The following is a 24,547-nucleotide window of genomic DNA, read 5'->3' on the forward strand; positions in this document are numbered from 1 at the left end:
TGCCATTGAGGCCCATAAAGGGCCTCGCCGGCATCTTTCAGAAGTTTTGCGGTCATGCGGCTTCACCTTCGAATTCACGGGCCAGCTCGTCACGGAAGCCGACCAGATACCAGCCGGTCACATTGCTGTTCGGCATAACGCCGTAGGCATGGACTTCGCCGTTACGCTTGATGACGACCTTGTCGGCGGTTTCGAGGATGCGAGCGCGGATCTGATTGTTGGTCATGATATTCGGGCCTCCTTGCCCAGATCGGCGGGACAATTCCCTTCCGTTCATGTCCTAAATCTAGGACATTTATTTCCGGATTGCAAGAGGAATTTTCGATGAGCGATGAAAATCAACACCAAGCTCCCAAGGATAAAATGACGGCCGTTGAAGAGGTCAAGATTACGCATTCGGGTCCGGGCGAATACACGCCGGTTTATCTGACGATAAAAGACAGCATCGTTGCCGTTTTCGCCGGCGACGAAAGAGAAGCCGATCCATACAAATCGGTATGGATGTCTCACAGCCAGTTTGAACAGATTGCCGCATTCTGCTGCGCGCTCGCTAAACCTCAAATGACGGACATCGAGTGGAAAGCACAGGGCGATCAGGCCCGTGTATCCGGGTTCGCCGAAGGCATCGAGCGCGCGGCGAAGATTGCCGACGAACACGCTGCCGATTTCGAAAAACAGGCCGCCGCCGCCTCCTCGGCTCGCATGCATGATGCCTTGCTCTTGGCGTCCGACGCCTGCGAATTAACGGCGGATGCTATCCGCGTCCTCTCCGCCACTACGGAGGGCTCCGATGGTTAACCCGCGTGTCCAGAAATTTATTGAGAAGACGCTCGATTTGTTCGACCGCGCTATTACGCCGCGCCGCTGGCCCGTGTCGATGCGGCGCACTTATGTAATCACTTTCCCCATCTCGTCCCTACTACTCGGCATTGTCACCATTCTGGTCATGTCGACCGTTCTGGTGGCGGCAATTACGTGTTTTTTACTGGCGACCATCCTTGGATTTTTTGAATACGTCCGAGAACTGTGGTCGGCGGAGGATAAGCCATGACCGACATACCCAAGGATAATGTGGAAGGCGTCGATATCCCGCGTCTGCCGGTCGGCACGCCCGTCGTCAAGGTGCTCGGATACCCCTTCCCCGGCACTGTCGTTTCGACCTTCCATACGCTGTCGGGTCAGGAACGGTTTGTCGTCGAGGCAACCGGCGAAGCCTATCGCGGCATGCTCCACATCTTCAACGGTGACCAGCTTCGCGCCACTACGGAGGGCACCGACCGATGACGGCATATTACAACGAGATCGACCCCTACGCTGCGCAGTGGCTCCGCAACCTTATTGCCGCCGGCCATATCGCGCCTGGCGACGTCGACGAAAGGAGCATCGTGGATGTCCAACCGGACGACCTCATCGGATACACACAATGCCACTTCTTCGCCGGTATTGGCGGGTGGTCATACGCCGCCCGCCTCGCCGGATGGCCCGACGATCGACCAGTGTGGACTGGCTCCTGCCCTTGTCAGCCGCTTTCAAGCGCCGGCAAGCAAAAAGGCTATCTCGACGAACGACATCTGTGGCCCGCTTTTTTCGGCCTCATCTCCAAGCGCCGCCCTCCAGTTGTCTTTGGAGAACAGGTTGCTCAAAAGATTGGCCTCATGTGGATGTCAGCCGTTCGAGCTGACTTGGAAGGCGATCAATATGCCTGCGGGGTTGCCTGCCTTCCGGGTTTCTTCGCGGGTTCGCCCCAGCAGAGGGAACGGCTTTATTGGGTGGCCAGCGCCGACGGCGCAGGATGCCACGGGGTCTCGCAACAGAACAAGCAGCAGAAAGCCGGGGGCAATCTTCCATGGCGGCACGACGCTGACAGACGCTGCGGTTCTTTTTGGGCTTCCGCGCTCCCAGTGGAAGGCGCCGACAATACCCGGCGTCTACTGCCACCCGGAGTTAAGCTCCTGGCTGATGGGCTATCCGAAGGAATGGGCAAGCTGCGCGGATACGGGAATGCCATCATCCCGCAAGTCGGCGCGGAAGTGATCGGCTCATACATGGAGATCGCAGCATGACGAACCCTGAAACACCCTCCCCCAAGAACAATTTGCGGGTGAAGCCTCTCAAGTGGCGTGAAGATCGGACAGCAACGGCGCTTGGCGCAAAGTGGATGGTTTGGCCCTACTCCGATCCACTGAACGACGGCCTTGGCAATTGGCTGTGGCAAGTCGTTGATGCGGCTCCGCATGCGTCGGGGCGGTTTCATAGCGAGGCCGAAGCTAAGGCAGCGGCACAAGCAGACTATGAGGCCCGCATCCTGTCCTGCCTCGCCACCACGGAGGGCTCCGACCGTGGCTGATCGCAAATTCCAGAAGGACGATTACGTCCGCAAGACCAAAGGCTCTTGGTGGGAAGGCTACGTGCGCGGCTTTTATGACACCGAGGACAACCCGGACGGCATTTGCGTCCAACTCGACAAACCAAATGGACCGGTCCAGATCTATCCGGCCGCCGCGTTCGAATTGGCTGAGCCGCCCAAGGATAATATGGGAGCGGACGAATGATCCGCGTCCTCGACCTATTCAGCGCTGCGGCCGGCGGCTGGTCGCTCGGAATGCACCGGGCCGGCTTTACCACGATCGCCGCCTGCGAGTTCGTCGATTGGCGCCGGGCGCTCTATTCCCAGAACAACCCGGGAGTACCGGTTTACGATGACGTCAGAACCCTTTCCGCAGATCGACTTGTTCGGGATGGTCATCGACTACCCGACGTCATCGTCGGCTCGCCGCCGTGCCAAGACATCAGTTCCGCCAACACCAAAGGAAAAGGCGTCGAAGGCGAGCGCAGCGGCCTCTACTTCGAAGCAATCCGCATCATCGGAGAATGCCGCCCTCGTTGGTTCGCTCTTGAAAACAGCTCTAATCTCCGAACTCGGGGCGCTGACGCCGTCCTCGCTGCGCTGGAAGCACTCGGCTACTCCTGCTGGTCGTTCGTGGTACGTGCTGGAGACATCGGGGCCAATCACGAGCGGCCCCGATGCTGGCTTGTCGGCTGCGACGTCGGACAAATTGCCGACACCCGTGAAACCAAATGGTGGCCGCTCGCTGACCGTGGAAGCTATCGAGAGCGGCAAGCGGGCGAACGGCGCGAAAGCTCAGATCGATACGCCGAATATGCTGAAGCATGCCTTTCGGATGCTTCCGACCCCTATGGCTTCGGACGGGATGAAGGACGGCAAGGGCGGTGGGGCCGGTTCGACGTATCCGTTTCGGAAAATATTAGCGGAGACGACGAAGCTACCTACGCCAGTCAAAAACGACCGGAAGATGGAGCCGTGGTCAGAGGCTTATTCCCGTCGTCGATCGCCGAAACTGGACGCCCTGATGGACGGTGCGGCGAAATACGAGACCTTGCCGACGCCGACCAAGCGGGACAAGCGGATGGACGCATGGTCGCCGGCCTACGACAAGCGGAAATCGCCGACGATGGACGCGGTGCTCGACGGGGCGATGACGGATCGAGCCTCGGACAAATGGCAGTATGCCCGCCAGATCGCGTCGATGCTCCAATCTGGAAATCTGATTGGTCCCTCGATGACCTTGCCGATCACCTACAACTGGATGATGGGCTTTCCTCCTGGGTGGCTGGCACGCGCATTGCAGTCGGCGGTCCAAAAGGGACTTCTGCAGCTTCCCTCATCGTCGAAGCGTTCGGCGACGCCGTCGTCCCGCAAATCCCCGAAGCAATAGGCCGCGCGATCCTTCGGACGGAACGGGCGCTGGCTGAAGTATATGGAAGGATCGCAGCATGACCACATCCCCCAAGGATAACGTGGCGCCGGCCGATCTGACGAATGAGCAGAAGGAAATCACCCTGCTACGGATCATCGACGCCATGGGCGGCCAGACCGACAGCAGCGAAGGCAAGGGAAGCTGGATCAACTGGTTCTGCAGTGACGAAATTCACAACGTCCAGGATGACACTTTCAACCGCTGCAATGACAAGGGCTGGCTGCATACAACTCACAACAGCGACTGGGATACCAGCACCACGACGTTGACCAAGGCAGGCCGCGCCGTCCTCTCCGCCACCACGGAGGGCTCCGATGCAGGTTGAGATCAAAGGCAAGCCGCCGAAAGATCCGCAAGGCCGCGTTCTGGCGATCGAGGCGGCAGCCAAGGCCATTTGCCAGAGCGCGGGCACCGATCCGGCCGACGCCGTGATGATGCTGATGACGGCAGCTTGCCACCTCTACACGGTCCATTCTGGAAAATCTTCGGCGGACAGCATCACCCACCTTGCTCACTCGCTCGGTTGCGCGACGGTTGCAGCCGACGACTTCTTTAAGCTCAAGACCGTCAAGGTGCAGCCATGACCGACACACCCAAGAACAATGTGACGGCGTCGGCATTCCCTTCCCAGGAAGAGATCCGCGCCCTCGCCGAGAAGGCGCTTGAAGAGATGCAGGCCAAAGGCACCACCGAGCGCGAAGCCTGGGTGTCGTCTTATGAAAACGTCATCATGTCCTATCGCCGCCTCGCGCTGGCGAAGCAGCAGATTGCCGACAAAGAGGCCCTACCGGGCTACTGGCGCCCGATCTCGACAGCGCCGGAACACGTCTGGATACGCACCAAGCTGAGCACCGAAAAGGGTGAAAACGTCTGCATGCGAATCCCTCACAAGGGATACGAGGACGAGTGGGTCGAGCGGGGAACCGGTATCAGCACTGTAACTCACCACTCCTTTGCTGCGCCCGATAGATGGCGGCCGCTGAGCCAGGCAGGAGGAGACGATGCTTGAGGCGTACATCTATACCGCAATTTGGTTCGGGGTCTACAACTGCACCGGACGCCTCTGGTATTCGTTTCTCTGGCCCTATCACGTAGGCCGGTTGCTTGGTGCCACCCTTGTAGTTTTGAGGCCGAAGAAGCAATGAACATGAATTTCATGCCGGCATTTGAGGCCGCAACTACTCAAGCCGAATACGAAATCAAGTCTTTCGCCGAGGCGGCCGCCAGCTATATCGAGCACGGCGGCGAGGCCAAGTATCTGGATGAGGTCTTGCCGCATATCGGTGACAAGATGCTATCACGCATCTTTTCCTTTGATGTCCAGCAACTCGCCAATCAGCTCAAGCCAGAGGCGTCCAATGCCACGAAAAATCGGTGCGTCGTCACGCCGATTCGCGCAGTCTGCAACCACGGCCATGAACGTGGATGGGGCCCGGTCGGTCGGATAAAAGCTTTCAAAATGGAGCGGCCGAAGAGGAAAGATCCGGCCTCTCCTGCGTGGATCATGACCTTCTTGCGGCAATGCGACAAAGACGGACTGCCGCACCTTGCCGCTCTGGTGCTCTTCATGTCGAAGACCGGAGCCCGCGTCTCCGAGGCAATTGCACTTTGCTGGAGCGAGGTTGACCTGGCCCGCCGGACGGCCCTGCTGCTCAAGACCAAAACCGAGCGCAATTCAATCCGACATATGAGCGAGCAGCTTGTATCGCGCCTCAGCGAGATGCGAGTGGGCGCCGGTGAGGATGACCGGGTTTTTGGGTATCGTAACCGCCACTCCGTCAACGATAGGATCAGGGCCGTCTGCGAGCGGGCGGAGATCACCTACAAGCCGAGTCATACGTGCGGGCGGCACGCCTATGCGACAAACACGCTTGCCATGGGCATGGACATAAAATCGACCATGGATGCCGGCGGCTGGCGGAGCATTTCGATTTTTCTTGGTACCTACGTCAACCCGCACGACGCCGGCCGCGCTGTTGCCGCTCGCCACAGCATGTTTGACTTTCAGAACGCGCTTTGAGCCAATCCTTCCGTTCGGCGGAGATTACCTATGACCGCAAGCACTATGATCAAAAAGTCCGAACTCAACAGGATGGCCGACGTTGCCAACGATCGAGGCGTCACTGTTTGGGTGGAGTTTGAAGGCAGGCGTTACGGCGTTACGCCTCCGGCTGCAACGCCGCCACTTGACGACACGGAAGAATCCGATCTTGATCGCGAGCTTGAAGCGTTCAAGGCGAAAAATGGTTACCGTTGAATTGAAGGGCATCCACACCGTAAAAGCTAAGGGCCGCGTGTATTATTATGCCTGGCGCGGCGGCCCGTCGCTTAAGGGCGAGCCGGGCACCCCGGAGTTTATGGCTTCCTATAACGAGGCCGTCACCGGACGTAACGCTCCCGACGAAAGCCGGTTCAAGTCAGTCATCGTCAACTACAAGGCGACGGCCTACACCAAGCTCTCAGCGTCAACGAAACGTGTCTGGTCTCCATGGGTCGACAGGATCGAAGATCACTTCGGAGATCTCAGCATCAAGCAGTTCGCTAAGACGGAAAAGATCAGGCCCTTGATCCGCCAATGGCGCGGCAAATACAGCGGCACGCCGCGATCCGCAGATACTGGCATGCAAGTGCTTTCTCGCATCTTGGCCCACGCTGTCGATCCCATGGGGAAATTGCCGTCCAATCCTTGCGAGGGCATTAAGCACCTGTACACAGCATCTCGCGCCGAAATCATCTGGACGGAAGATGACATCGCTCAGCTGAAAACGGTCTGCTCCCCGGAAATCGCTCTTGCCGTAGACTTGGCAGCGCACACCGGTCTGCGCGTCGGCGATTTGGTCAGATTGTCCTGGTCGCATCTCCGCGAAGACTTGATCGTCATCTCGACCGGAAAGAGTAAACATCGGCGCGAGGCCGCCATACCTCGCTACGACGCATTAAATGAACTGCTTGCCCGCATACCCAAGGTTTCCCCAGTCATCCTCACAAGCAGCCACAAAAAGCCGTGGACGCAGGACGGCCTCGCCAGTTCGTTCTGGACGGCGAAGGTCAAGGCGGAGCTGCAAGACCGCGATCTGCACTTCCACGATCTTCGCGGAACGGCTGCCACGAAATTTTACACCGCAGGTCTTTCGATCCGCGTTATCGCCGAGATCATGGCTTGGGAAGAAGATCAGGTTGAGAAAATTATACGGCGCTATGTGAGTCGTGGCGCGGCTACGCGCGAGGTAATCCGACAGCTGAATGAGGCCAGATCGGGAACAGACATTGTAAAACTGCCTGTAAAACCGCCAAAAAAATAAGGGCGGAAACCCATCGTAAGTCATTGTAATCCATGCTGGAGCGGGTGAAGGGAATCGAACCCTCGTATTCAGCTTGGGAAGCTGCTGCTCTACCATTGAGCTACACCCGCGACAGGGGCACTTTTCCAACAGTTCCGGAAGGCTGTCAAGCGCGGGGCAAAAAGCCCAGATGTTTCTCCGGGAACAGACCGGTGCCCGCATTCGTGGTGAGATCTCCTCATAGACAAGGATTTGAGGAGAAATCGATGCGTATCCTGCTGCAACGCCTGGGGTCCTGCATCGTCGGTTATCTCTGGGCGGCCTTCATTGCCGCCATCGCCCTGACGATCATGCGCGCGACCCGCGACATCTCGAATGGAGCCATGAGCCTTGCCGACCTGATGCTCGCAGTGCCCTATTTCTCCGCGGTGATGACGGCGGCGATTGTGTTTGCGGCATCCGTGCCGGCTCTCATTGCCATCGTCATTGGCGAAGTGCTTCTTGGTCGCCACGAACCGGTCCGGCTTGGCTACTCGCTCATCGCCGGCATGGCCGTCGGATTTTTCCTGGCGATGGAGCCCGGATTGCCGATTTCATCGACCTTCAGCCCGAACAACGCGGAAGCGCTCTTTCGCATCGCAAGCGGCGGTATCGGCGGGTTGGCCTTCTATCATTTCAGCAAGCGCACTGGGAAAAGCGGCGTTCAGCCGGCCTGAGGGACGGACAATTTGTGATGCAACCCTGCTGCCCGCAACACGCCTATGGCAGGCGGAAGTGCTTGGACAGTTTCAGCCCCTGCGCCTGGTAGTTGGAACCCAGCCCCGTACCGTAGAGCCCCTGCGGGCGATCCAGCATATGTTCATAGACGAGGCGGCCGACGATCTGGGCGTGTTCGAGAATGAAGGGCACCTCGTGGCTGCGCACTTCCAGCACCGCCTTCGCGCCGGCGCCGCCGGCATCGGCGTGGCCGAACCCCGGATCGAAGAAACCGGCATAGTGGACGCGGAATTCGCCGACCAGCGTATCGTAGGGTGTCATTTCCGCGGCATAGAGCGGCGGCACATGCACGGCCTCGCGCGACACGAGAATGTAGAATTCATCCGGATCGAGGATCAGTTCAGCGCGGCCACGGCTGTAGAGCGGTTCCCAGAAATCCAGGACGTCGTGCGCCGCCTTGACGTCGACGTCGATGACCGCGGTGTGATGCTTGCCGCGATAGCCGATCAACCCGTCCGGGCCGGTGCCCTCGAGGTCGATCGACACGGCGATACCACCATTGGACACGTTCGGCGCCTCGCTGGCAACCAGGGTTTCGTCGTCGTGCAAGGAGAGCAGATCCGCATCGTTCAGCAGCGCGTGGCCGATGCGGAAGCGGATCTGCGACAGGCGCGAGCCGCGTCGGACGACGATCGGGAAGGTGCGCGGCGAGATTTCGAGGTAGAGCGGGCCGTTGTAGCCGGCCGGGATCTTGTCGAATTCCTGCGCCCGGTCGGTCATCACCCGGGTGAAGATATCCAGGCGGCCGGTCGAGCTTTTCGGATTGGCCGAGGCGGACATCTCCGCCGGCAGGTCGAGGCTCTCCATCAGCGGCACGATGTAGACGCAGCCGGTTTCGAGCACGGCACCGTCGGCAAGGTCGATTTCATGCAGCTTCAGCCGCGCAAGCTTGTCGGCGACGAGATGGCCCGGACCCGGCATGAAGCTGGCGCGAACGCGGTAGGCTTTCGAGCCCAGCCGCAGATCGAGGCTTGCCGGCTGCACCTGGTCGATATCGAGCGCTGCCTCGCTCTTCAGCCGGCCGGCTGCAAAAAGCGCCCGGATGGCGCCATCCGCCAGAATGCCTGTCTGTCTCGTCATTGCCTCTTTCCTTTTGGCGCCGACAAAATCAAACTCAAGGAATTGACGCAAGCCGGGATCGGCAGTATTCAGGGCTTTATCCCGTGGTGATTTGGCCGGTCGGCTTGCAGCCACGTTAAACAAGTGGCTAAAAGGACCGGGTAGAAACCGGTTCGCTTTCGCGACCGGTTTTTTTGTTTTGGAAAGTGATGACGGCATGAGCAACAAATGGCGCCCGGCAACACAACTCGTCCACGGCGGTACGCAGCGCTCCCAGCACGGTGAGACATCGGAAGCGATCTTCCTGACGCAAGGCTTCGTCTACGACACCGCGGAAGCTGCGGAAGCCCGCTTCAAGGGCGAGACGGACGGCTTCATCTACGCCCGTTATGGCAGCCCGACGAACGACATGTTCGAGAAACGCATGTGCGCGCTGGAAGGCGCCGAAGATGCGCGCGCGACAGCCTCCGGCATGGCCGCCGTTTCCTCCGCCATTCTCTGCCAGGTAAAGGCCGGCGATCACATCGTTGCCGCCCGCGCCCTGTTCGGCTCCTGCCGCTGGGTGGTCGACACGCTGGCGCCGAAATACGGCATCGAATGCACGCTGGTGGATGGCCGCGACCTCGCCAACTGGGAAAAGGCGATCCGGCCGAACACCAAGGTGTTTTTCCTGGAAAGCCCGACCAACCCGACGCTCGAAGTCGTCGACATTGCCGGCGTCGCCAGGCTCGCCGACCAGATCGGCGCCAAGCTGGTGGTCGACAACGTCTTCGCCACGCCGCTGTTCCAGAAGCCGCTGGAGCTCGGCGCACATGTGGTGGTTTATTCCGCCACCAAGCATATCGACGGCCAGGGCCGCTGCCTCGGCGGCATCGTGCTCGCCGACAAGCAGTGGATCGACGAAAACCTGCACGACTATTTCCGCCACACCGGGCCGGCCATGTCGCCGTTCAACGCCTGGACGCTGCTGAAGGGCCTGGAAACCCTGCCGCTGCGCGTCAAGCAGCAGACGGAAAGTGCAGCCCGGATCGCCGATTTCCTGGCAAACCGCAAGGAAATCGCCAAGGTCATCTATCCCGGCCGCAAGGACCATCCGCAAGCCGATATCATCGCCAAGCAGATGAGCGGCGGCTCGACGCTGGTGGCGATCGAGCTGAAGGGTGGCAAGCAAGCAGCCTTCCAGTTGCAGAACGCCCTGCAGGTGGTGAAGATTTCCAACAATCTCGGCGACGCCAAGAGCCTGATCACCCATCCGGCAACGACGACGCACAAGAACCTGACGGACGAGGCGCGCGCCGAACTCGGCATTTCCGACGGCACCGTCCGGCTGTCTGCCGGCATCGAGGATACCGACGACCTGCTCGCCGATTTCGAGCAGGCGCTGTCGCGCGTCTCCGCCTGAACCACGACCGGGACGGCACCTGCGTGCGCCGGCGTCCTGCCGGTGCATCGGCCGGCGCATCGCTGTCGGCGGTGTATCTGCCGGCACGTTGAAATATCAACCAATATTAACCTTTACCGGCCATAATGGTGCCGATGTGGTTCAAAACAATACGAGAATGGCGTAAAACCATTTCGTAGGCGCACGCCGTGGCGGCAAAGCATCGAAGATCGGTATTGAGTAAAGGTGTGGGCATGTATCGCGCCCTGACAAGGGACATAGAGGTGGTGGTCGAACCATTCTATCTGGAGGAGCAATCCGATCCGGACGACCATCGTTATGTCTGGGCGTACCGCATCGTCATTTCCAATCATTCGAAGGACAGCGTGCGGCTTTTGAACCGCTACTGGCACATTACCGACCAGAACGGCCAGGTCGATGAGGTCAGCGGCCCCGGCGTGGTCGGAGAGCAGCCGCGCCTGGAACCCGGCGATACCTACGAATATTCCTCCGGCTGCCCGCTCGACACGCCATCAGGCATGATGTTCGGCCGCTACCAGATGGAAACCGACGACGGCGAACTCTTCGACGTCACCATCCCCGCCTTCTCGCTGGATTCCCCCGGCCTCACCCGGACCTTGAACTGACGGGCGCACCCCCAGCTACGCGCGTGTCGCCTGAGGCGCATTCCACGACCAGCATGGAGCTGGCAGGTGGGATCGGCCAATCCGGACGATTGGCCGATCGGAGCCGCCTCGGCGCAACCCTTACTCGGAAAATTCCGCCGGCGCGTAGTGGTAGGTGGTCGAGCAGAACTCGCAGGAAACGGAAATCCGTCCGTCCTCGATGCTGCCTTCGATCTCTTCGGCAGAGAGGCCCTGGAGCACGTCCTTGATGCGGTCACGCGAACAGCTGCAACGATCATGCACGGCCTGCGGCTCGTGGACACGCACCCCGCGTTCGTGGAACAGGCGATAGAGCAGCCGCTCGCTGCCGACCTGCGGGTCGGTCAGTTCGTAGGCGTCGATGGTTTCCACCAGCATCAGCGCTTCGGACCACAGGTCGTCGATCACGTCGCTCTGCGCCGTGTCGCCGTCGCCGCCATGCAGGTCGGGCTGGCGCATGCGCTCCGGCGCCTGCGGCAGGAACTGCGCGATCAGCCCGCCGGCACGCCAGTGATGACGCGACTTGCCGTCGGCATCCCGCTCGTACAGCTCGGCGACGCCGAGGCGCACCCGCGTCGGGATCTGCTCCGACTGGCGGAAGTAGACGCCGGCGATCTCTTCGAGACTGGAACCGTCCAGCGGCACGATGCCCTGGTAGGGCTGCGTGAAACCGCCCTGATCAATGGTGAAGGCGAGGATGCCGGTGCCGAGCAGCTGCTGCGGCTCGGTGCGTCCGGCGGAAACCGCCTCCTGCAGCGCCGCCTCGTCGAAACGGGCGTAGGCACGCACGCTCTCGGGCGTGCGGAAATCGACGACGAGCAGGTCCACCGGCCCGTCACCCTTGGTCTGCACCGTGAATTTGCCCTCGAATTTCAGCGACGTGCCGATCAGCACCGTCAGCACGATGGTTTCGGCAAGCAGCTTGGCAACCGGCAGCGGATAATCGTGGCGGGTGAGAATGGTGTCGAGGATGGGGCCAAGCTGGACCGCACGGCCGCGCACGTCGAGGCCTTCCACCTGGAAGGGCACGACGCGGTCGTCTCCGGCGAAACCGAATTCGCCCAGCTCGGGTGCAGATACTGCCATGATGAATACTCCTTACACGGCGGCCATGACCGCCGGATGAAGTCCGCTGGAGCAATTCCAGGAGAAACGCGGAGCGGTTTTCCGTCCGGAATTGCGTGAAACAAAGAGAGGGAACCTTGTCGGCGAACCCGTGTTCGCCGACAAGGCCCTAAGTGGTATCGCTCGGCCGTGCGGTCAAGCGCCGGCGTCAGAAAATCGACAACAGGCGCAAAGCGCGCCTTACAGCGCGCCCAGGCACCATGCGAGGACGGATTTCTGCGCGTGCAGGCGGTTTTCGGCCTCGTCGAAGACCACCGACTGCGGCCCGTCGATCACTTCGTCCGTCACCTCCTCGCCGCGATGGGCGGGCAGGCAATGCATGAACAGCGCTTGCGGATTGGCCTTCTTCATCAGCGCGGGATTGACCTGGAAGGGCTGGAAGACGTTGTGTCCGCGCGCCTTGTGTTCCAGGTTCATGGAAATCCAGGTGTCTGTCACGACACAATCGGCATTTTCGACGGCGCGGTCGGCGTCATGGCAGAGCATGATGTCGCCACCATTGTCGCGCGCCCAGTTGAGGATGCGGTCGTTCGGCTCCGAACCCATCGGCACCGCCATGTTCATGCGGTAACCGAAGCGGGCAGCACCCTCGACAAAGGAATGCAGCACGTTGTTGCCGTCGCCGGTCCAGGCGATGGTCTTGCCGGCGACCGGGCCGCGATGCTCCTCGAAGGTCATGATGTCGGCCATGATCTGGCAGGGGTGCGTCTCGTCCGTCAGGCCGTTGATCACGGGCACGGTGGCATGCTCGGCAAGCTCGATCAGCCGGTTGTGATCCGTCGTGCGGATCATGATGGCATCGACGTAACGCGACAGGACCTTCGCCGTGTCGCCGATCGTCTCGGCGCGGCCGAGCTGCATTTCCGTGCCGGACAGGAAGATCGTCTCGCCGCCGAGCTGGCGCATGCCGACGTCGAAGGAGACGCGGGTGCGGGTCGACGGTTTTTCGAAGATCATCGCCAGCATCTTGCCCTGAAGCGGCTTGTCCGCGGTTCCGGCTTTCACGGCGGCTTTTCGTACGCGCGCGTCGTCGAGGATGCTGCGCAGATCGTTTGCCGTCATGGCCGAGAGATCGAGGAAATGCTTCGGAGCTGCCATTTTATCGTCCTGTATCCAGTATCAAGCGGATTTCTTGAGGTTTTCCTGCTGCAGTTTGCCGGCGGCGCGCTCGATGCGCGCCAGTCCCTCGCGGGCCTCCTCCGCCGTCGTCGTCAGCGGCGGCAGCAGGCGGATGACGTTGTCGCCTGCGAGAACGCCGAGGATATGCTGGTCGCGCATCGCCATCAGCAATTCGCCCGAGGGAACGCGCGCCTTGACGCCGAGCATCAGGCCTTCGCCACGGACATCCTCGATGATATCGGGGAAGCGGTCCTTGAGCGAGGCGAGGCCCTGGCGGAAGACGAGGGCGACATCACCGACATGCTGGAGGAAACCCTCTTCCAGCACCACGTCGAGAACGGCGTTGCCGATCGCCATGGCCAGCGGATTGCCGCCATAGGTGGTGCCGTGGGTGCCGGCAATCATGCCGGAGGCAGCCTCGGCCGTCGCGAGGCAGGCGCCGAGCGGAAAACCGCCGCCGATGCCCTTGGCGACGGCCATAATGTCGGGGGCGATGCCCGGCCATTCATAGGCGAAGAGCTTGCCGGTGCGGCCGACGCCGCACTGGACTTCGTCGAAAATCAGGAGAAGGCCGTGCTCGTAGCACAGGCCGCGCAGCGCGCGCAGGAACTCGGGGCTGGCCGAGCGGATGCCGCCCTCGCCTTGTACCGGCTCGATCAGGATGCCGGCGGTCGCTTCGGTGATCGCCGCCTTGACGGCGTCAAGGTCACCGAACGGCACCTGATCGAAGCCCGGCGCCTTGGGGCCGAAACCCTCGAGATATTTCGCCTGGCCGCCGGCAGCGATGGTGGCGAGCGTGCGGCCGTGGAAGGCGCCTTCGAAGGTGATGATGTGGAACCGCTCGGGATGACCCTTGGCAAATTGATACCGCCGCGCCGTCTTGATGGCGCATTCCAACGCTTCGGCGCCGGAATTGGTGAAGAACACCTTGTCGGCGAAGGTGTTGGCCGTCAGCCGCTCGGCAAGCTGCTCCTGGCCGGGGCTCTCGTAGAGATTGGAGAGATGCCAGAGCTTTTCGCCCTGCGTCTTCAGGGTCTCGACGAGATGCGGGTGGGAGTGGCCGAGCGCGTTGACCGCGATACCCGCCGCAAAATCGAGATAACGCTCGCCGTCCTCGGTGATCAGCCACACCCCCTCGCCGCGCTCGAAACGCAACGGAATGCGGTTGTAGGTCTCAAAAAGCGGCGTGGCCTGTGCCATAAGCGATGCACTCCTTCGGAAGAGCATGGACGGTCTTGCGATCCACCAGGATCTTAAAATCAAAAATGCCGCCTTTCGGCGGCGCTGCACTATCTCTATTTACCGGCGCGATGTCAACCAAACTGCGGCCTGACGGCATGCGGAAGACGATGGCGGTTGCAACCTTGAAGCGGTGCCGCAACCGTTGCAAAATTGACTCGCTCGTCGAGCAAGTTGGGGAAAACCGCGAAATCGATTCCGGATGATTCCGGCGACTCTTGTCACGGAGTCAGCCTCACACTAGGTTAAAGTTCAATTACTAGACTGCATGCGGCGGAACTAGTCACCAAAAGTATTGAAGCGTTCTGCTCCGGAGATGATCCGGGGCACGAGGATGGATTCTGCCATCAATATGAACGCGACGGCGGAGAGAAGCATGAACTGGACAGACGAGCGTGTCGAGAAACTAAAAAAGCTGTGGTCCGAAGGGCTGAGCGCGAGCCAGATCGCCGCACAGCTCGGCGGCGTCAGCCGCAACGCCGTCATCGGCAAGGTCCACCGGCTCAACCTGCCCGGCCGCGCAAAGGCCGGCAGCGCTCCGGCGAGCGCCCGCACTCCGAAAAGAACGCCCACCGCACCGCGTGCACCGAGCTTCACGCCGCGTGTTGCCACCCGTACCGTTGCCCGCCCCGCCGGCGCGACGATGATCCACGAGGAAATGGAAGTCGAGGGCGTCGAGGAAACCCGCTACGTTGCCAAGAGCAATGTCGTCGTTCCGATCTCCCGCCGCCTGGGCCTGACGGAACTGACGGAGCGCACTTGCAAGTGGCCGGTCGGCGACCCGCTCAAGGACGACTTTCACTTCTGCGGCGGTGAATCCCCGGATAGCTCGCCTTACTGCACCTATCATCAACGCCTCGCCTACCAGCCGGTCGCCGAACGCCGCAAGGCACGCTGAACAGACACGCATAAATCGCATATCACGGATGTTGCGCGCAGGAGGGACGCTTTCTGCGCGTTTTTGTTGCGGCATGTGTATCCGCGGCCCGGTCGGTTTCGGTTGCAAGCATGGTGAAGGCCGCGGCCATCCGCGTCCTCGTCAGGCCGGCAGCCTCAGGCGGTCAGGCTGGCTGCTTTCCCATTCCGTCAGCCAGTTTCTCTGGCGGGCGAAATCGAGGAAATCCGCTCCGCTCATCGGCCGTGCGAAGGCATAGCCCTGCAGGTGGTGGCAGCCGAGATCGCGCAGCAACGCCGCGTGGGCCATGCTTTCCACCCCCTCGGCGACGATTTCGATGCCGCACGCCTGACCGATATCGATGATCGACTCGACGAGCTGGCGCCCCGTCGACGATTGCAGGATGGGGCGGATCAGCTGCCGGTCGATCTTCAGGCGGCGCGGCGTCAGCTTCAGCAGGCTGATGATCGAGGCATGGCCGGTGCCGAAATCGTCGATCTCGATGTCGATGCCGAGCGCCTTCAGCTTCTGGATATTGCCGATCAGCAGCTCGTCGTGCTCATCGAAGGAAATGGATTCCAGAAGCTCGAAACAGACCGAGCCCGGCCGGATGCCGAGGCTGGACAAGCGGTTGAAGAGATTCTGGTCATGCAGGCGCTGGGCGGAGATGTTGACCGACACCTTCGGGATGTCGAGGCCGCTTTTCGCCCATTGCTGGAAGTGCCGGAGCGCATGTTCAAGGACGATCTCGTCGAGCCTGGAAACGACGTTGAGGCTCTCGGCGATCTTCAGGAAGGAGAAGGGCGGCATGATGCCCTTGCCCGGATGGTCCCAGCGCACCAACGCCTCGACGCCGCTGATCTCCAGCGTATGGGCGTCGAACTGCGGCTGGAAATAGGCAATGAATTCGTTCGCCTCAAGGCCCCGGAGGATTTCGTCGGCGGTCTGCTTGGTATGGATGACCGAGGATCGCAGCGTATCGGTGAAGAACTCGCTGCGATTGCGGCCCTTGCGCTTGGCCTCGTATAGCGCGATGTCGGCATCGATCAGAAGCTGCTCCAGCCGTTCGCTGCCATCGCCTTCCGAGGCGATGCCGATGCTGGCGCCGGCGCGGCATTCGTGACCCTCGAAGATGATCGGCGTGCTGAACGCCTCGATGATCTGCTTGGAGAGGGTTTCGTAATAACCGTTTTCGGCCGGCATTTCGGAGACGACGACAAATTCGTCGCCGCCGATGCGGGCCACGAAATCGCGGGGCGGCAGATGGTGCGTCAAAAGCCCGGCGACATGCTTGAGGATTTCGTCGCCGGCCGCATGGCCGAGCGTGTCGTTGATTTCCTTGAAGCGGTCGAGATCGATGTGCAGGATGGTCAGCGGCGATCGCAGCGCCACATTGGCTGCCTTTTCCGCCAGGAGCTGGTCGAGGAACCGGCGGTTCGGAAGATGGGTCAAAGCGTCGTGCAGGGAATTGTATTCCATCTGCCGGCGGGCCTGTTCAAGCTCGGCATTGTGCTGCTCGGCCCGGCGCTTCGCCTCACGCAATTCCTGTTGAAGCAGGACATCCTCGGTGACATCCCAATTCACGCCGATGATCTTCTGGTCTCCGAGGCTGTTGACGTAACTCACGCCGATCGCGCGGACATGGCGGATCTCGCCGTTCTTCAGCAGCAGGCGAAATTTATCCTCGTAGCCCTTCCCGTCCGAGGTCTGGGAAAACTCCCCCAGTGCCCTCTTCCTATCGTCGGGATGCAGGGCATTTTCCCAATCGCTCTTGTCGCCTTTCGCCTGATCCTGCGGCAGATCGTAGATCTGATGCATTCGCTCGTCCCACAGGAGGCGGCCGGTCTCGATATCGATCTCCCAGATGCCGATCTTCGAGGCGTCGATGGCGATCTCCAGGCGCTGCGAAATTTCCTTGAGTTCGTCCTTGCGCTGCTGCAGGACGACGATGTTGCGCTGGCGCTCGCTCATCAACCGCCCGCCCCAGATCATCGGCGCCATCACGACGATGCCGACAAGGGCGGTCAGCAATCGAAACGTCCAGATATCCGGCGGCAACGGGTGCCAGCCACCTTTGGGAACAGCCGCGATCCGCCATGTTTCCCGGCCGAGCTGCACGGTCATATCCACCGGCATATCCTGAAATGTCCGGGCATCCCCGAAAAATGGCGTGCCGTACTGACCCGCCGCGTCATTGCTGGCGAGAGCGATCTCGATCGGCAGATCCTGTGCGAGAAGCCCGGCATCCCGCAAGAGCCGGTCGAGGTCGATGACGGCGGAGACCAATCCCCAGAACTTGTGCTCATGCAGCGGCGTATCGACGAAGACGGGATACCGCGCAATCAGGGCTCTGCCGCCCTGCACCAGCTTCACCGGCCCGGTGACCATGAGTTCGCCGGAATCGCGAACCTGCAACGCCGGCCCGCTCTGGGCGAGATTGAGCCTGTAATCGAAATCGATGAGCTTTTCATTGCCCTTGAGCGGATAGATCATCCGGATGACGAGATCCGGAGCCGCGGCAATGTGGCGGATCTGCGTGTCGTTGCGCAGCAGGCGTTCCACCAGTTGCGCAAAACCGCTCTGGTCGATCGACGGTTCCATTTCCATCATCGCGACCAGACCCTGGACGAGCTGGACGTTGCCGTTGATCTTGCCTTCGAGGCGGGCGCGGATCAGGCTGAGCTGCTCGGTCACGGAGGCGCGGAGGTTTTCATCGGCAATATGCCGCTTCTGGCCATCGGCGAACCAGGCACATAGCACGACCATGACAAGAACGATCAGGGCCGGCATATAAGGCCAGTTCGACGCCTGCCTCAACGCCGTCCCGAAAGAGCCCTTCGCTCGCCTCTCCATTGCCGCCATACCGTTGATCCGTTAGCTGTGCATTGCCATCTATTCCAAGGAAACCTTAAAATTCCGCCCATCATCGCCGGATCGTCAGAAATATCGACGGTTGCAGCCCCATAAACGCGCAAAGGCCCCGCTGATAGCGGGGCCACGAATTTCACAGCGGTCGGACAGGTTACATCCAGTAAGGCGGCACGCCGTAATAATCGTAGATGCGGCGATCCTTCTCGCCATACCAGCTGTCGTCGTTTTCATCGCGGAAGCGCGGGGCGTTCTCGATCTGCTCCCGCGTCAGGTCGACACGGTAGCCGTTCAGGCTTTCGTCATAGGTGAGTTTTTCCCATGGCAGCGGGTAATAGTCGTCACCAAATCCGAGGAAGCCGCCGAAGCTCAGGACGGCATACGCGACCTTGCCGCCGCGCTTTTCGAGAATGACGCGCTCGATGGCACCGATATGCTTGCCGTCGGCGCCGTAGACGGCCGTTCCCTCCACCTTGTCGCTGGCGATCAGCGAACGGGTTTCGCGAATGGTCGGATCCTGGTGCAGCGGCGGATTTTCGTGCAGCATGGCACACCTCCTTCGTTCATCATGTGTTATTCGACAAGGGTTTAACGTGTCCACACGCAGAAGGTTCCTGCCCCGGCTCAAATCCGCGGGACTTGCACCTTGGCGGCAATCGCCTAAGCTGACTTCGGAAAGGGAGGACTTTCCGAACCATGGGCACAGGCATGACAGGGAGCGAGGCAGCATGAGCGAGATTTCCAGCCCAGGGACCGTCTTTGCGATGGAAAAACCGTGGCTTGCTTCCTACCCTAGCATGATACCGCCGGAGATCGTGCCGCCGAAGGAAACCTCGCTTGCCGATCTCCTGGAAAAGAACTGCAAGCTTTACGCCGCGCGGATCGCCTTCACCAGCATGGGCAAGGACCTGACGTTCCGCGACCTGGGGACATATACCGAAAGGATCGCCGCATGGCTGCAGTCAACCGGGCTGGAGAAGGGCGACCGCGTCGCCGTCATGATGCCCAACATCCTGCAGAACCCCGTCGCCGTCTACGGCATCCTGCGGGCGGGTCTGGTGGTCGTCAATGTCAACCCGCTCTATACGCCGCGGGAACTGGAGTACCAGTTGAAAGACGCCGGCGCCAAGGCGATCTTCGTGCTTGAAAACTTCGCCCACACGGTGGAACAGGTCCTGCCGCGCACCGGCGTGAAACATGTGGTCGTCACCAGCATGGGCGACATGCTCGGCCTCAAGGGGACGCTGGTCAACTTCATCGTCCGCAAGGTCAAGAAACTGGTGCCGGCCTGGTCGATCGACGGCCACCACAGGTTCCCCGATGTGATGCGCGCCGGCGAAAAGCTGCCCCTGAAGCCGGTGACGCTCGCCGGAAACGATATCGCCTTCCTGCAATATACCGGCGGCACGACCGGCGTTTCGAAGGGAGCGGTGCTGACGCACGCCAACCTGCTTTCCAACAAGGACCAGATCATTCTCTGGCTGCGGGCGGCTTTCCGCAAGACGCCGCAGCCGGAAATCCTGCGTTTCGTCTGCGCCCTGCCGCTCTATCACATCTTCGCCTTGACGGTGAACTCGCTGATGGGGCTTTCGGTCGGCGGGCACAACGTGCTGATCGCCAATCCGCGCGACATTCCGGCCTTCGTCTCCGAGATGCGCAAATACAAGTTCCACATCTTTCCGGGCCTCAACACGCTGTTCAACGCGATGATGAACTGCCCGAATTTCTCGAAGATCGATTTCTCGTCGATGATCCTCGTGCTCGGCGGCGGCATGGCGGTCCAGCGTCCCGTCGCCGACCGCTGGTTCGAAAGGACCGGCACGACGATCACGGAAGGATACGGCCTGTCCGAGACCTCACCGGTCGCCACCGCCAACCGTTTCGATTCCAGCGAATTCACCGGCTCCATTGGCCTGCCGCTGCCCTCCACCGACATCGCCATCCGCGACGACGCCGGCCATGACATGCCGCTCGGCGAAGTGGGCGAGATCTGCATCCGCGGCCCGCAGGTGATGGCCGGCTACTGGCAGAAGCCGGAGGAAACCGCCAAGGTGATGACCCCGGACGGCTATTTCCGCTCCGGCGACATGGGCTTCATGACGCCGGACGGCTATACCAAGATCGTCGACCGGAAGAAGGACATGATCCTTGTTTCCGGCTTCAACGTCTATCCCAACGAGATCGAGGAAGTGGTGGCGATGATGCCGGGCGTGATGGAGGTGGCGGCCATCGGCGTTCCCGACGAACATTCCGGCGAGGCCGTCAAGCTCTACATCGTCAGGAAGGATCAGGCGCTGACGGAAGCCGACGTCAAGGCCCATTGCGCGGCCAACCTGACCAACTACAAGCGGCCGCGCGTCGTCGAATTCCGCACCGAGCTGCCCAAATCGCCGGTCGGCAAGATCCTGCGCAAGAACCTGCGATAACCGCCCGTCATCCGCGTGTCAGCGCCCCGGGCTAACACTTGCCCGCAAGCGCTGCTTTTGCGTTTCGGCTTTTTTACGTTTCGAAAAGGGCCGAACTTGATTTGCCGCGGCGAATACGACTAGTTTCCGCAACCATTCCATGGACCTCGCCAAGGAGCCATCACCATGCAAGCGATCGTCGAACAATTGAAAAAAGCCGCCGCGGAAACCAGCGCCACCGATATTCGTGCCGCCTTTGCAGCCGATGCCGACCGGTTTTCCCGCTTCAGCGTCTCGCTGGACGATCTTCTGATGGATTATTCGAAGACGGCGGTGAACGACAGGATCCTCGCCCTGCTGCTCGAACTCGCCGACAAGGGCGGCGTCGCCGAAAAGCGCGAGGAGATGTTTACCGGCAAGGCGATCAACTTTACCGAGAACCGCGCCGTTCTGCACACCGCGTTGCGCAACCGCGGCAACACGCCGGTGCTGGTAGGCGGCAAGGACGTGATGCCCGACGTCAACGAGGTTCTGGCCGCCATGGGCGCCTTTGCCGACGGCATCCGTTCCGGCGAACTGAAGGGCGCCACCGGCAAGGCGATCACCGATGTCGTCAACATCGGCATCGGCGGCTCGGACCTCGGCCCGGTGATGGCGACGTTGGCGCTCGCCCCCTTCCACGACGGCCCGCGACTGCACTTCGTCTCCAACATCGACGGTGCCCATATCGCCGACACGCTAAAACTGCTTGCGGCCGAAACGACGCTGTTCATCATCGCCTCGAAGACCTTCACCACCATCGAAACGATGACCAACGCCCAGACGGCGCGCAACTTCATCGCGACAGCGCTCGGCGAAGACGCCGTCAAACATCATTTCGCCGCCGTTTCCACCGCGCTCGACAAGGTCGATGCCTTCGGTATCGCCAGCGACCGCATCTTCGGCTTCTGGGATTGGGTCGGCGGCCGCTACTCGATCTGGTCGGCCATCGGCCTGCCCTTGATGATCGCCGTCGGGCCGGAGGATTTCGGCCGTTTCCTCGACGGCGCGCATGCGATCGACACGCATTTCCGCACTGCGCCGGCGGAGAAGAACCTGCCGCTGCTGCTCGGCCTCATCGGCTTCTACCATCGCAACGTGCTGGGTTACCCGACGCGGGCGATCCTGCCCTACGACCAGCGCCTGTCGCGCTTCCCGGCCTACCTGCAGCAGCTCGACATGGAATCGAACGGCAAGGGTGTCACCATCGACGGCACGCCGGTCGAGGGCAATTCCGGCCCGGTGGTCTGGGGCGAGCCCGGCACCAACGGCCAGCATGCCTTCTACCAGCTGATCCACCAGGGCACGAGCGTCATCCCGGCGGAATTTATGATCGCCGCCAACGGCTTCGAACCGGAGCTGCGCCACCAGCACCAGCTTCTGATAGCCAATTGCCTGGCGCAATCGGAAGCGTTGATGAGGGGCCGCACGCTGGAAGAGGCGAAAGCGCAGCTGACCTCCAAGGGCATGGACGATAAAAAGGCTGATTTCATCGCGCCGCACCGCGTCTTCACCGGCAACCGCCCGTCGATCACTTTCGTCTATGACAAACTGACGCCGTTCGCGCTCGGCCGGCTGATCGCGCTTTACGAACACCGGGTGTTCGTCGAAGGCGTGCTGTTCCGCATCAACTCCTTCGACCAGTGGGGCGTCGAGCTCGGCAAGGAACTGGCGACGGGGCTGCTGCCGGTCGTGGAGGGCAAGGAGAGCGCCGCAGGACATGATTCCTCGACGCAGGGACTGGTCGCGGCGTTGGCGAAGGCTGCCAAATAAGCTTTCGCGACCAGGTATCTGGAATGATGGGGCGGGGCCGAAAGGTCCCGCCCTTTTCTGTGTTTACCGCATCGCCGCGGCAATGTTGCCGCCATCGACCGTCGTGACATCGGCCGTGGTGCGTTCGGCCAGCGCATGGTGGACGAAGGCCTGGGCCACGTCGTCGGCCGTCACTTCCAGGCCGAGCAGGTTGCCGCCCATATAATCCTTCACCGAGAGACCGCGGGCGGCGGCACGGTTGGCGATCATCTCGTCGTTCAGCAGGCCGGAGCGGATGCGGTCGGCATTGACGGCGTTGACGCGGATATGGTCTGCGCCGTGCTCCAGCGCATACTGGCGCGACAGGAACAGCGTTGCCGCCTTCGGCAGGCCGTAGGCGCCGAACTTGGCGCCCGGATTGACCGCCTGTTTCGAGGCGTTGAACAGGAGGACACCGCCGGTGCCCTGCTCCTTCATGATGCGCACGGCATTCTGCGCCACCGTCTGGTGCGAGAAGAAGTTGAGCTCGAAGCTCTTGCGCAGCAAAGCATCGTCCATTGTGGCGATCGGGCTTTCCCAGGCCGCGCCGGCATTGGAGACGACGATATCGACGCCGCCATAGGTTTCGACCGCCTTGTCGAAGGCGGCACGGACCGAGGCCGGATCGGTGACGTCGCAACCGACGCCGATCGACTGGTTGCCGGCCGCCTTGGCCGATTCCGCCGCCTTGGCGCCGTCGAGGTCGAGCACGACGACATGCGCGCCTTCACGGGCGAACGCCCTGGCGACGGCCGCACCGATGGCGCCGGCGCCGCCGGTGACGACGGCGACCTGTCCGGTAAACGGCTTCGGCTTGGCGCCGGCAAGCTTGGCTTGTTCCAGCGACCAGTATTCCAGCTCGAACAGGTCCGGCTTGCTGACCGGCTCGAAGGTCCCGACCGACTCGGCATCGCGGGCCGTTTCGATCCAGGTCTCGGCGACGTCGGCGGCGATCCTGGCGTCCTTCAGCGTGCGGCCGTGGCCGAACAGGCCGAGGCCGGGCACCAGTGTCAGGCGCGGCATCGGATCGAGCATGATCTTCTTGACGCCGCCGCGACCGTCATTGGCCTTGAAGTAGTTGGTATAATCCTCGATGAAACCGGCGGTACGCTCGGCGATCGCCTTTTTATAGTCGGCGAGATTGCCGGCATCCGGTGCCGGCAGAACCATCGGGCCGGTCTTAATGCGGATGGAAAGGTCCGGCGTCGACACGCCGCGGCGCGCCATATCTTCCACCTCAGCCGCATTGACGAAGGCGAGGATGTCCGGGGAGGTACGGAACTCGCTGACCATGTGGTCATAACGGCCCTCGCCCTTGGACACGGCGACGGCGCCGCGCAGCATCGGAGCGATATCGTTCGGCTTCGCCAGATTGGCCGGCAGGGTGACCGGCGTGAACGGGTTCTTGCCGTTGGCGCGGACGTAGTCTTCGGCAACCGTGACGTAGTGGATCATCCGGTCGTAGGCTTCCCTGGCGGTGGCGCCGAAGGTGAAGATGCCGTGCTTGTCGAGGATCAGACCCTCGACGGTCGGATCCTGATCGTAAACCTCTGCGGCGAGCTTGGCGAGGTCGAAGCCCGGCATGACATAGGGCACATACCCCATCTTCGGGCCAAACACTTCGCGGCTGCGCTTGTCGCTGTCGGCGAGGTCGGCAATCGCGAGAACGCCGGTCGAATGGGTGTGGTCGACGAACTTGTGCGGGATGAAGGCGTGCAGCAGCGCTTCCACCGAGGGGTTCGGCGAGGCGGGGTCGATGAGGTTGGCGCGCTGCAGCGTCACCATGTCCTCGTCGGTCAGCTTGTCGAGCTTGCGGGCCTTCAGCAATGCGTCGATCTTGACGGCCGGCAGGCCGGCGGGCTCGATGATGCCCATATCCCAGCCGCTGCCCTTGACGCAGAGCACGTCCCATTCGTCGCCGACGAGATCCTTGACCGTGGTCTTGACGGAGGTATTGCCGCCGCCGTGCAGCACAAGGCGCGGCTCGCCGCCGAGCAGGCGGGTCGTATAGGTGCGCAAGGCGAGATCGCGGTTGATGCCCTTTTCGGCATAGGCCGCCACCATGGCTTCCGCGTCACTGTCTTTCCAGAGATTCTCCACGTCGAATTCCTCCCTCATGAAGTT

At 61.4% G+C, this 24,547-nt stretch carries 28 protein-coding genes, 1 tRNA gene and 1 riboswitch; of the genes, 19 read left to right on the plus strand and 10 right to left on the minus strand.

From position 1 onward, the window contains the following. Window positions 1-52: 52 nt before the first annotated feature. Window positions 53-226 (minus strand): hypothetical protein, encoded by a 174-nt coding sequence (locus tag DEM27_RS33950; protein ID WP_165823392.1) that lies wholly within the window; start codon window positions 224-226, stop codon window positions 53-55. A gap of 98 nt (window positions 227-324) precedes the next feature. Here DEM27_RS33950 and DEM27_RS10625 point away from each other — a divergent pair, with 98 nt between their 5' ends. The 13 genes from DEM27_RS10625 (at window position 325) to DEM27_RS10685 (ending at window position 7,081) form a co-directional block, all read left to right on the plus strand. Continuing rightward, window positions 325-798, plus strand: coding sequence for a hypothetical protein (locus DEM27_RS10625; protein ID WP_128755490.1), 474 nt, complete (start codon window positions 325-327; stop codon window positions 796-798). Next, window positions 791-1,051, plus strand: coding sequence for a hypothetical protein (locus DEM27_RS10630; protein ID WP_109458223.1), 261 nt, complete (start codon window positions 791-793; stop codon window positions 1,049-1,051). The genes DEM27_RS10625 and DEM27_RS10630 overlap by 8 nt, the downstream gene beginning before the upstream one ends. Beyond that, window positions 1,048-1,284, plus strand: a complete 237-nt coding sequence (locus DEM27_RS10635) for a hypothetical protein (protein WP_109458224.1) — start codon at window positions 1,048-1,050, stop codon at window positions 1,282-1,284. The genes DEM27_RS10630 and DEM27_RS10635 overlap by 4 nt, the downstream gene beginning before the upstream one ends. Beyond that, window positions 1,281-2,063, plus strand: coding sequence for a DNA cytosine methyltransferase (locus tag DEM27_RS10640; RefSeq protein WP_109458225.1), 783 nt, complete (start codon window positions 1,281-1,283; stop codon window positions 2,061-2,063). Before DEM27_RS10635 ends, DEM27_RS10640 begins: the two co-directional genes overlap by 4 nt. Further along, the gene (locus DEM27_RS33955) at window positions 2,060-2,347 is read left to right on the plus strand and encodes a hypothetical protein (protein WP_165823393.1); all 288 of its coding nucleotides are present in this window, start codon (window positions 2,060-2,062) and stop codon (window positions 2,345-2,347) included. The genes DEM27_RS10640 and DEM27_RS33955 overlap by 4 nt, the downstream gene beginning before the upstream one ends. Further along, window positions 2,340-2,552 (plus strand): hypothetical protein, encoded by a 213-nt coding sequence (locus DEM27_RS33960; protein ID WP_165823394.1) that lies wholly within the window; start codon window positions 2,340-2,342, stop codon window positions 2,550-2,552. Before DEM27_RS33955 ends, DEM27_RS33960 begins: the two co-directional genes overlap by 8 nt. 50 nt (window positions 2,553-2,602) lie before the next feature. Continuing rightward, the gene (locus tag DEM27_RS34350) at window positions 2,603-3,799 is read left to right on the plus strand and encodes a DNA cytosine methyltransferase (protein WP_420028816.1); all 1,197 of its coding nucleotides are present in this window, start codon (window positions 2,603-2,605) and stop codon (window positions 3,797-3,799) included. Further along, window positions 3,796-4,104 carry a hypothetical protein gene (locus tag DEM27_RS10660; protein ID WP_109458227.1) on the plus strand — a complete coding sequence of 103 codons (309 nt, stop codon included), beginning with the start codon at window positions 3,796-3,798 and terminating at the stop codon, window positions 4,102-4,104. Before DEM27_RS34350 ends, DEM27_RS10660 begins: the two co-directional genes overlap by 4 nt. Beyond that, entirely contained in the window at window positions 4,094-4,363 is a 270-nt protein-coding gene (locus tag DEM27_RS10665; protein ID WP_109458228.1) for a hypothetical protein, read from the plus strand. Before DEM27_RS10660 ends, DEM27_RS10665 begins: the two co-directional genes overlap by 11 nt. Further along, entirely contained in the window at window positions 4,360-4,788 is a 429-nt protein-coding gene (locus tag DEM27_RS10670; RefSeq protein ID WP_109458229.1) for a hypothetical protein, read from the plus strand. Before DEM27_RS10665 ends, DEM27_RS10670 begins: the two co-directional genes overlap by 4 nt. A gap of 132 nt (window positions 4,789-4,920) precedes the next feature. Next, on the plus strand, window positions 4,921-5,799 hold the full coding sequence (locus DEM27_RS10675) for a tyrosine-type recombinase/integrase (protein WP_109458230.1): 879 nt from the start codon (window positions 4,921-4,923) through the stop codon (window positions 5,797-5,799). 30 nt (window positions 5,800-5,829) lie between these two features. Further along, window positions 5,830-6,036 carry a hypothetical protein gene (locus DEM27_RS10680; RefSeq protein ID WP_109458231.1) on the plus strand — a complete coding sequence of 69 codons (207 nt, stop codon included), beginning with the start codon at window positions 5,830-5,832 and terminating at the stop codon, window positions 6,034-6,036. Next, complete coding sequence (locus DEM27_RS10685) at window positions 6,023-7,081, plus strand: tyrosine-type recombinase/integrase (RefSeq protein ID WP_109458232.1); 1,059 nt, start codon at window positions 6,023-6,025, stop codon at window positions 7,079-7,081. The genes DEM27_RS10680 and DEM27_RS10685 overlap by 14 nt, the downstream gene beginning before the upstream one ends. 36 nt (window positions 7,082-7,117) lie before the next feature. Here the strand turns inward: DEM27_RS10685 and DEM27_RS10690 are convergent. After that, window positions 7,118-7,191, minus strand: a tRNA-Gly gene (locus DEM27_RS10690). A gap of 135 nt (window positions 7,192-7,326) precedes the next feature. Between DEM27_RS10690 and DEM27_RS10695 the strand changes: the two genes are divergently transcribed. Then, window positions 7,327-7,776: a hypothetical protein gene (locus DEM27_RS10695; RefSeq protein WP_109458233.1), complete on the plus strand. Its 450-nt coding sequence runs from the start codon at window positions 7,327-7,329 to the stop codon at window positions 7,774-7,776. A gap of 43 nt (window positions 7,777-7,819) precedes the next feature. Here the strand turns inward: DEM27_RS10695 and DEM27_RS10700 are convergent, their stop codons facing one another. Continuing rightward, entirely contained in the window at window positions 7,820-8,917 is a 1,098-nt protein-coding gene (locus DEM27_RS10700; protein ID WP_109458234.1) for a 2'-deoxycytidine 5'-triphosphate deaminase, read from the minus strand. Window positions 8,918-8,990: 73 nt separating this feature from the next. Further along, a riboswitch (SAM riboswitch) is annotated at window positions 8,991-9,069 on the plus strand. A 44-nt stretch (window positions 9,070-9,113) separates the two neighbouring features. On the opposite strand from DEM27_RS10700, the gene DEM27_RS10705 reads away from it, so the two are divergent. Both DEM27_RS10705 and apaG read left to right on the plus strand, forming a co-directional pair. Next, window positions 9,114-10,298: an O-succinylhomoserine sulfhydrylase gene (locus DEM27_RS10705; protein ID WP_109458235.1), complete on the plus strand. Its 1,185-nt coding sequence runs from the start codon at window positions 9,114-9,116 to the stop codon at window positions 10,296-10,298. 233 nt (window positions 10,299-10,531) lie between these two features. Further along, window positions 10,532-10,924: a Co2+/Mg2+ efflux protein ApaG gene (gene apaG / locus DEM27_RS10710; RefSeq protein WP_109458236.1), complete on the plus strand. Its 393-nt coding sequence runs from the start codon at window positions 10,532-10,534 to the stop codon at window positions 10,922-10,924. Window positions 10,925-11,044: 120 nt separating this feature from the next. On the opposite strand, the gene DEM27_RS10715 is transcribed toward apaG, so the two are convergent. From DEM27_RS10715 to DEM27_RS33965, 4 genes are all read right to left on the minus strand, one after another. Next, entirely contained in the window at window positions 11,045-12,028 is a 984-nt protein-coding gene (locus DEM27_RS10715; protein WP_109458237.1) for an Hsp33 family molecular chaperone, read from the minus strand. A gap of 219 nt (window positions 12,029-12,247) precedes the next feature. Beyond that, complete coding sequence (gene argF / locus DEM27_RS10720; protein ID WP_109458238.1) at window positions 12,248-13,165, minus strand: ornithine carbamoyltransferase; 918 nt, start codon at window positions 13,163-13,165, stop codon at window positions 12,248-12,250. 21 nt (window positions 13,166-13,186) lie between these two features. After that, a complete protein-coding gene (locus DEM27_RS10725; RefSeq protein ID WP_109458239.1) occupies window positions 13,187-14,386 on the minus strand; it encodes an aspartate aminotransferase family protein in 1,200 nt (399 codons plus the stop codon). Further along, window positions 14,361-14,576, minus strand: a complete 216-nt coding sequence (locus tag DEM27_RS33965) for a hypothetical protein (protein ID WP_165823395.1) — start codon at window positions 14,574-14,576, stop codon at window positions 14,361-14,363. The genes DEM27_RS10725 and DEM27_RS33965 overlap by 26 nt, the downstream gene beginning before the upstream one ends. 225 nt (window positions 14,577-14,801) lie before the next feature. Between DEM27_RS33965 and DEM27_RS10730 the strand changes: the two genes are divergently transcribed. Continuing rightward, complete coding sequence (locus DEM27_RS10730) at window positions 14,802-15,323, plus strand: GcrA family cell cycle regulator (RefSeq protein WP_109458645.1); 522 nt, start codon at window positions 14,802-14,804, stop codon at window positions 15,321-15,323. A 141-nt stretch (window positions 15,324-15,464) separates the two neighbouring features. Here DEM27_RS10730 and DEM27_RS10735 read toward each other — a convergent pair whose 3' ends face one another. Next, on the minus strand, window positions 15,465-18,110 hold the full coding sequence (locus tag DEM27_RS10735; protein ID WP_245445781.1) for a bifunctional diguanylate cyclase/phosphodiesterase: 2,646 nt from the start codon (window positions 18,108-18,110) through the stop codon (window positions 15,465-15,467). 232 nt (window positions 18,111-18,342) lie between these two features. Further along, a complete protein-coding gene (locus DEM27_RS10740) occupies window positions 18,343-18,735 on the minus strand; it encodes a PRC-barrel domain-containing protein (protein ID WP_109458240.1) in 393 nt (130 codons plus the stop codon). 181 nt (window positions 18,736-18,916) lie between these two features. Between DEM27_RS10740 and DEM27_RS10745 the strand changes: the two genes are divergently transcribed. Both DEM27_RS10745 and pgi read left to right on the plus strand, forming a co-directional pair. Further along, complete coding sequence (locus DEM27_RS10745; protein ID WP_109458241.1) at window positions 18,917-20,614, plus strand: long-chain-fatty-acid--CoA ligase; 1,698 nt, start codon at window positions 18,917-18,919, stop codon at window positions 20,612-20,614. 165 nt (window positions 20,615-20,779) lie between these two features. Next, on the plus strand, window positions 20,780-22,405 hold the full coding sequence (gene pgi / locus DEM27_RS10750) for a glucose-6-phosphate isomerase (RefSeq protein WP_109458242.1): 1,626 nt from the start codon (window positions 20,780-20,782) through the stop codon (window positions 22,403-22,405). A 63-nt stretch (window positions 22,406-22,468) separates the two neighbouring features. On the opposite strand, the gene DEM27_RS10755 is transcribed toward pgi, so the two are convergent. After that, window positions 22,469-24,523 carry a bifunctional aldolase/short-chain dehydrogenase gene (locus DEM27_RS10755; protein WP_109458647.1) on the minus strand — a complete coding sequence of 685 codons (2,055 nt, stop codon included), beginning with the start codon at window positions 24,521-24,523 and terminating at the stop codon, window positions 22,469-22,471. Window positions 24,524-24,547: the final 24 nt, after the last annotated feature.

The sequence above is a fragment of the Rhizobium album genome (assembly GCF_003122325.1).
Taxonomy (GTDB): domain Bacteria; phylum Pseudomonadota; class Alphaproteobacteria; order Rhizobiales; family Rhizobiaceae; genus Metarhizobium; species Metarhizobium album.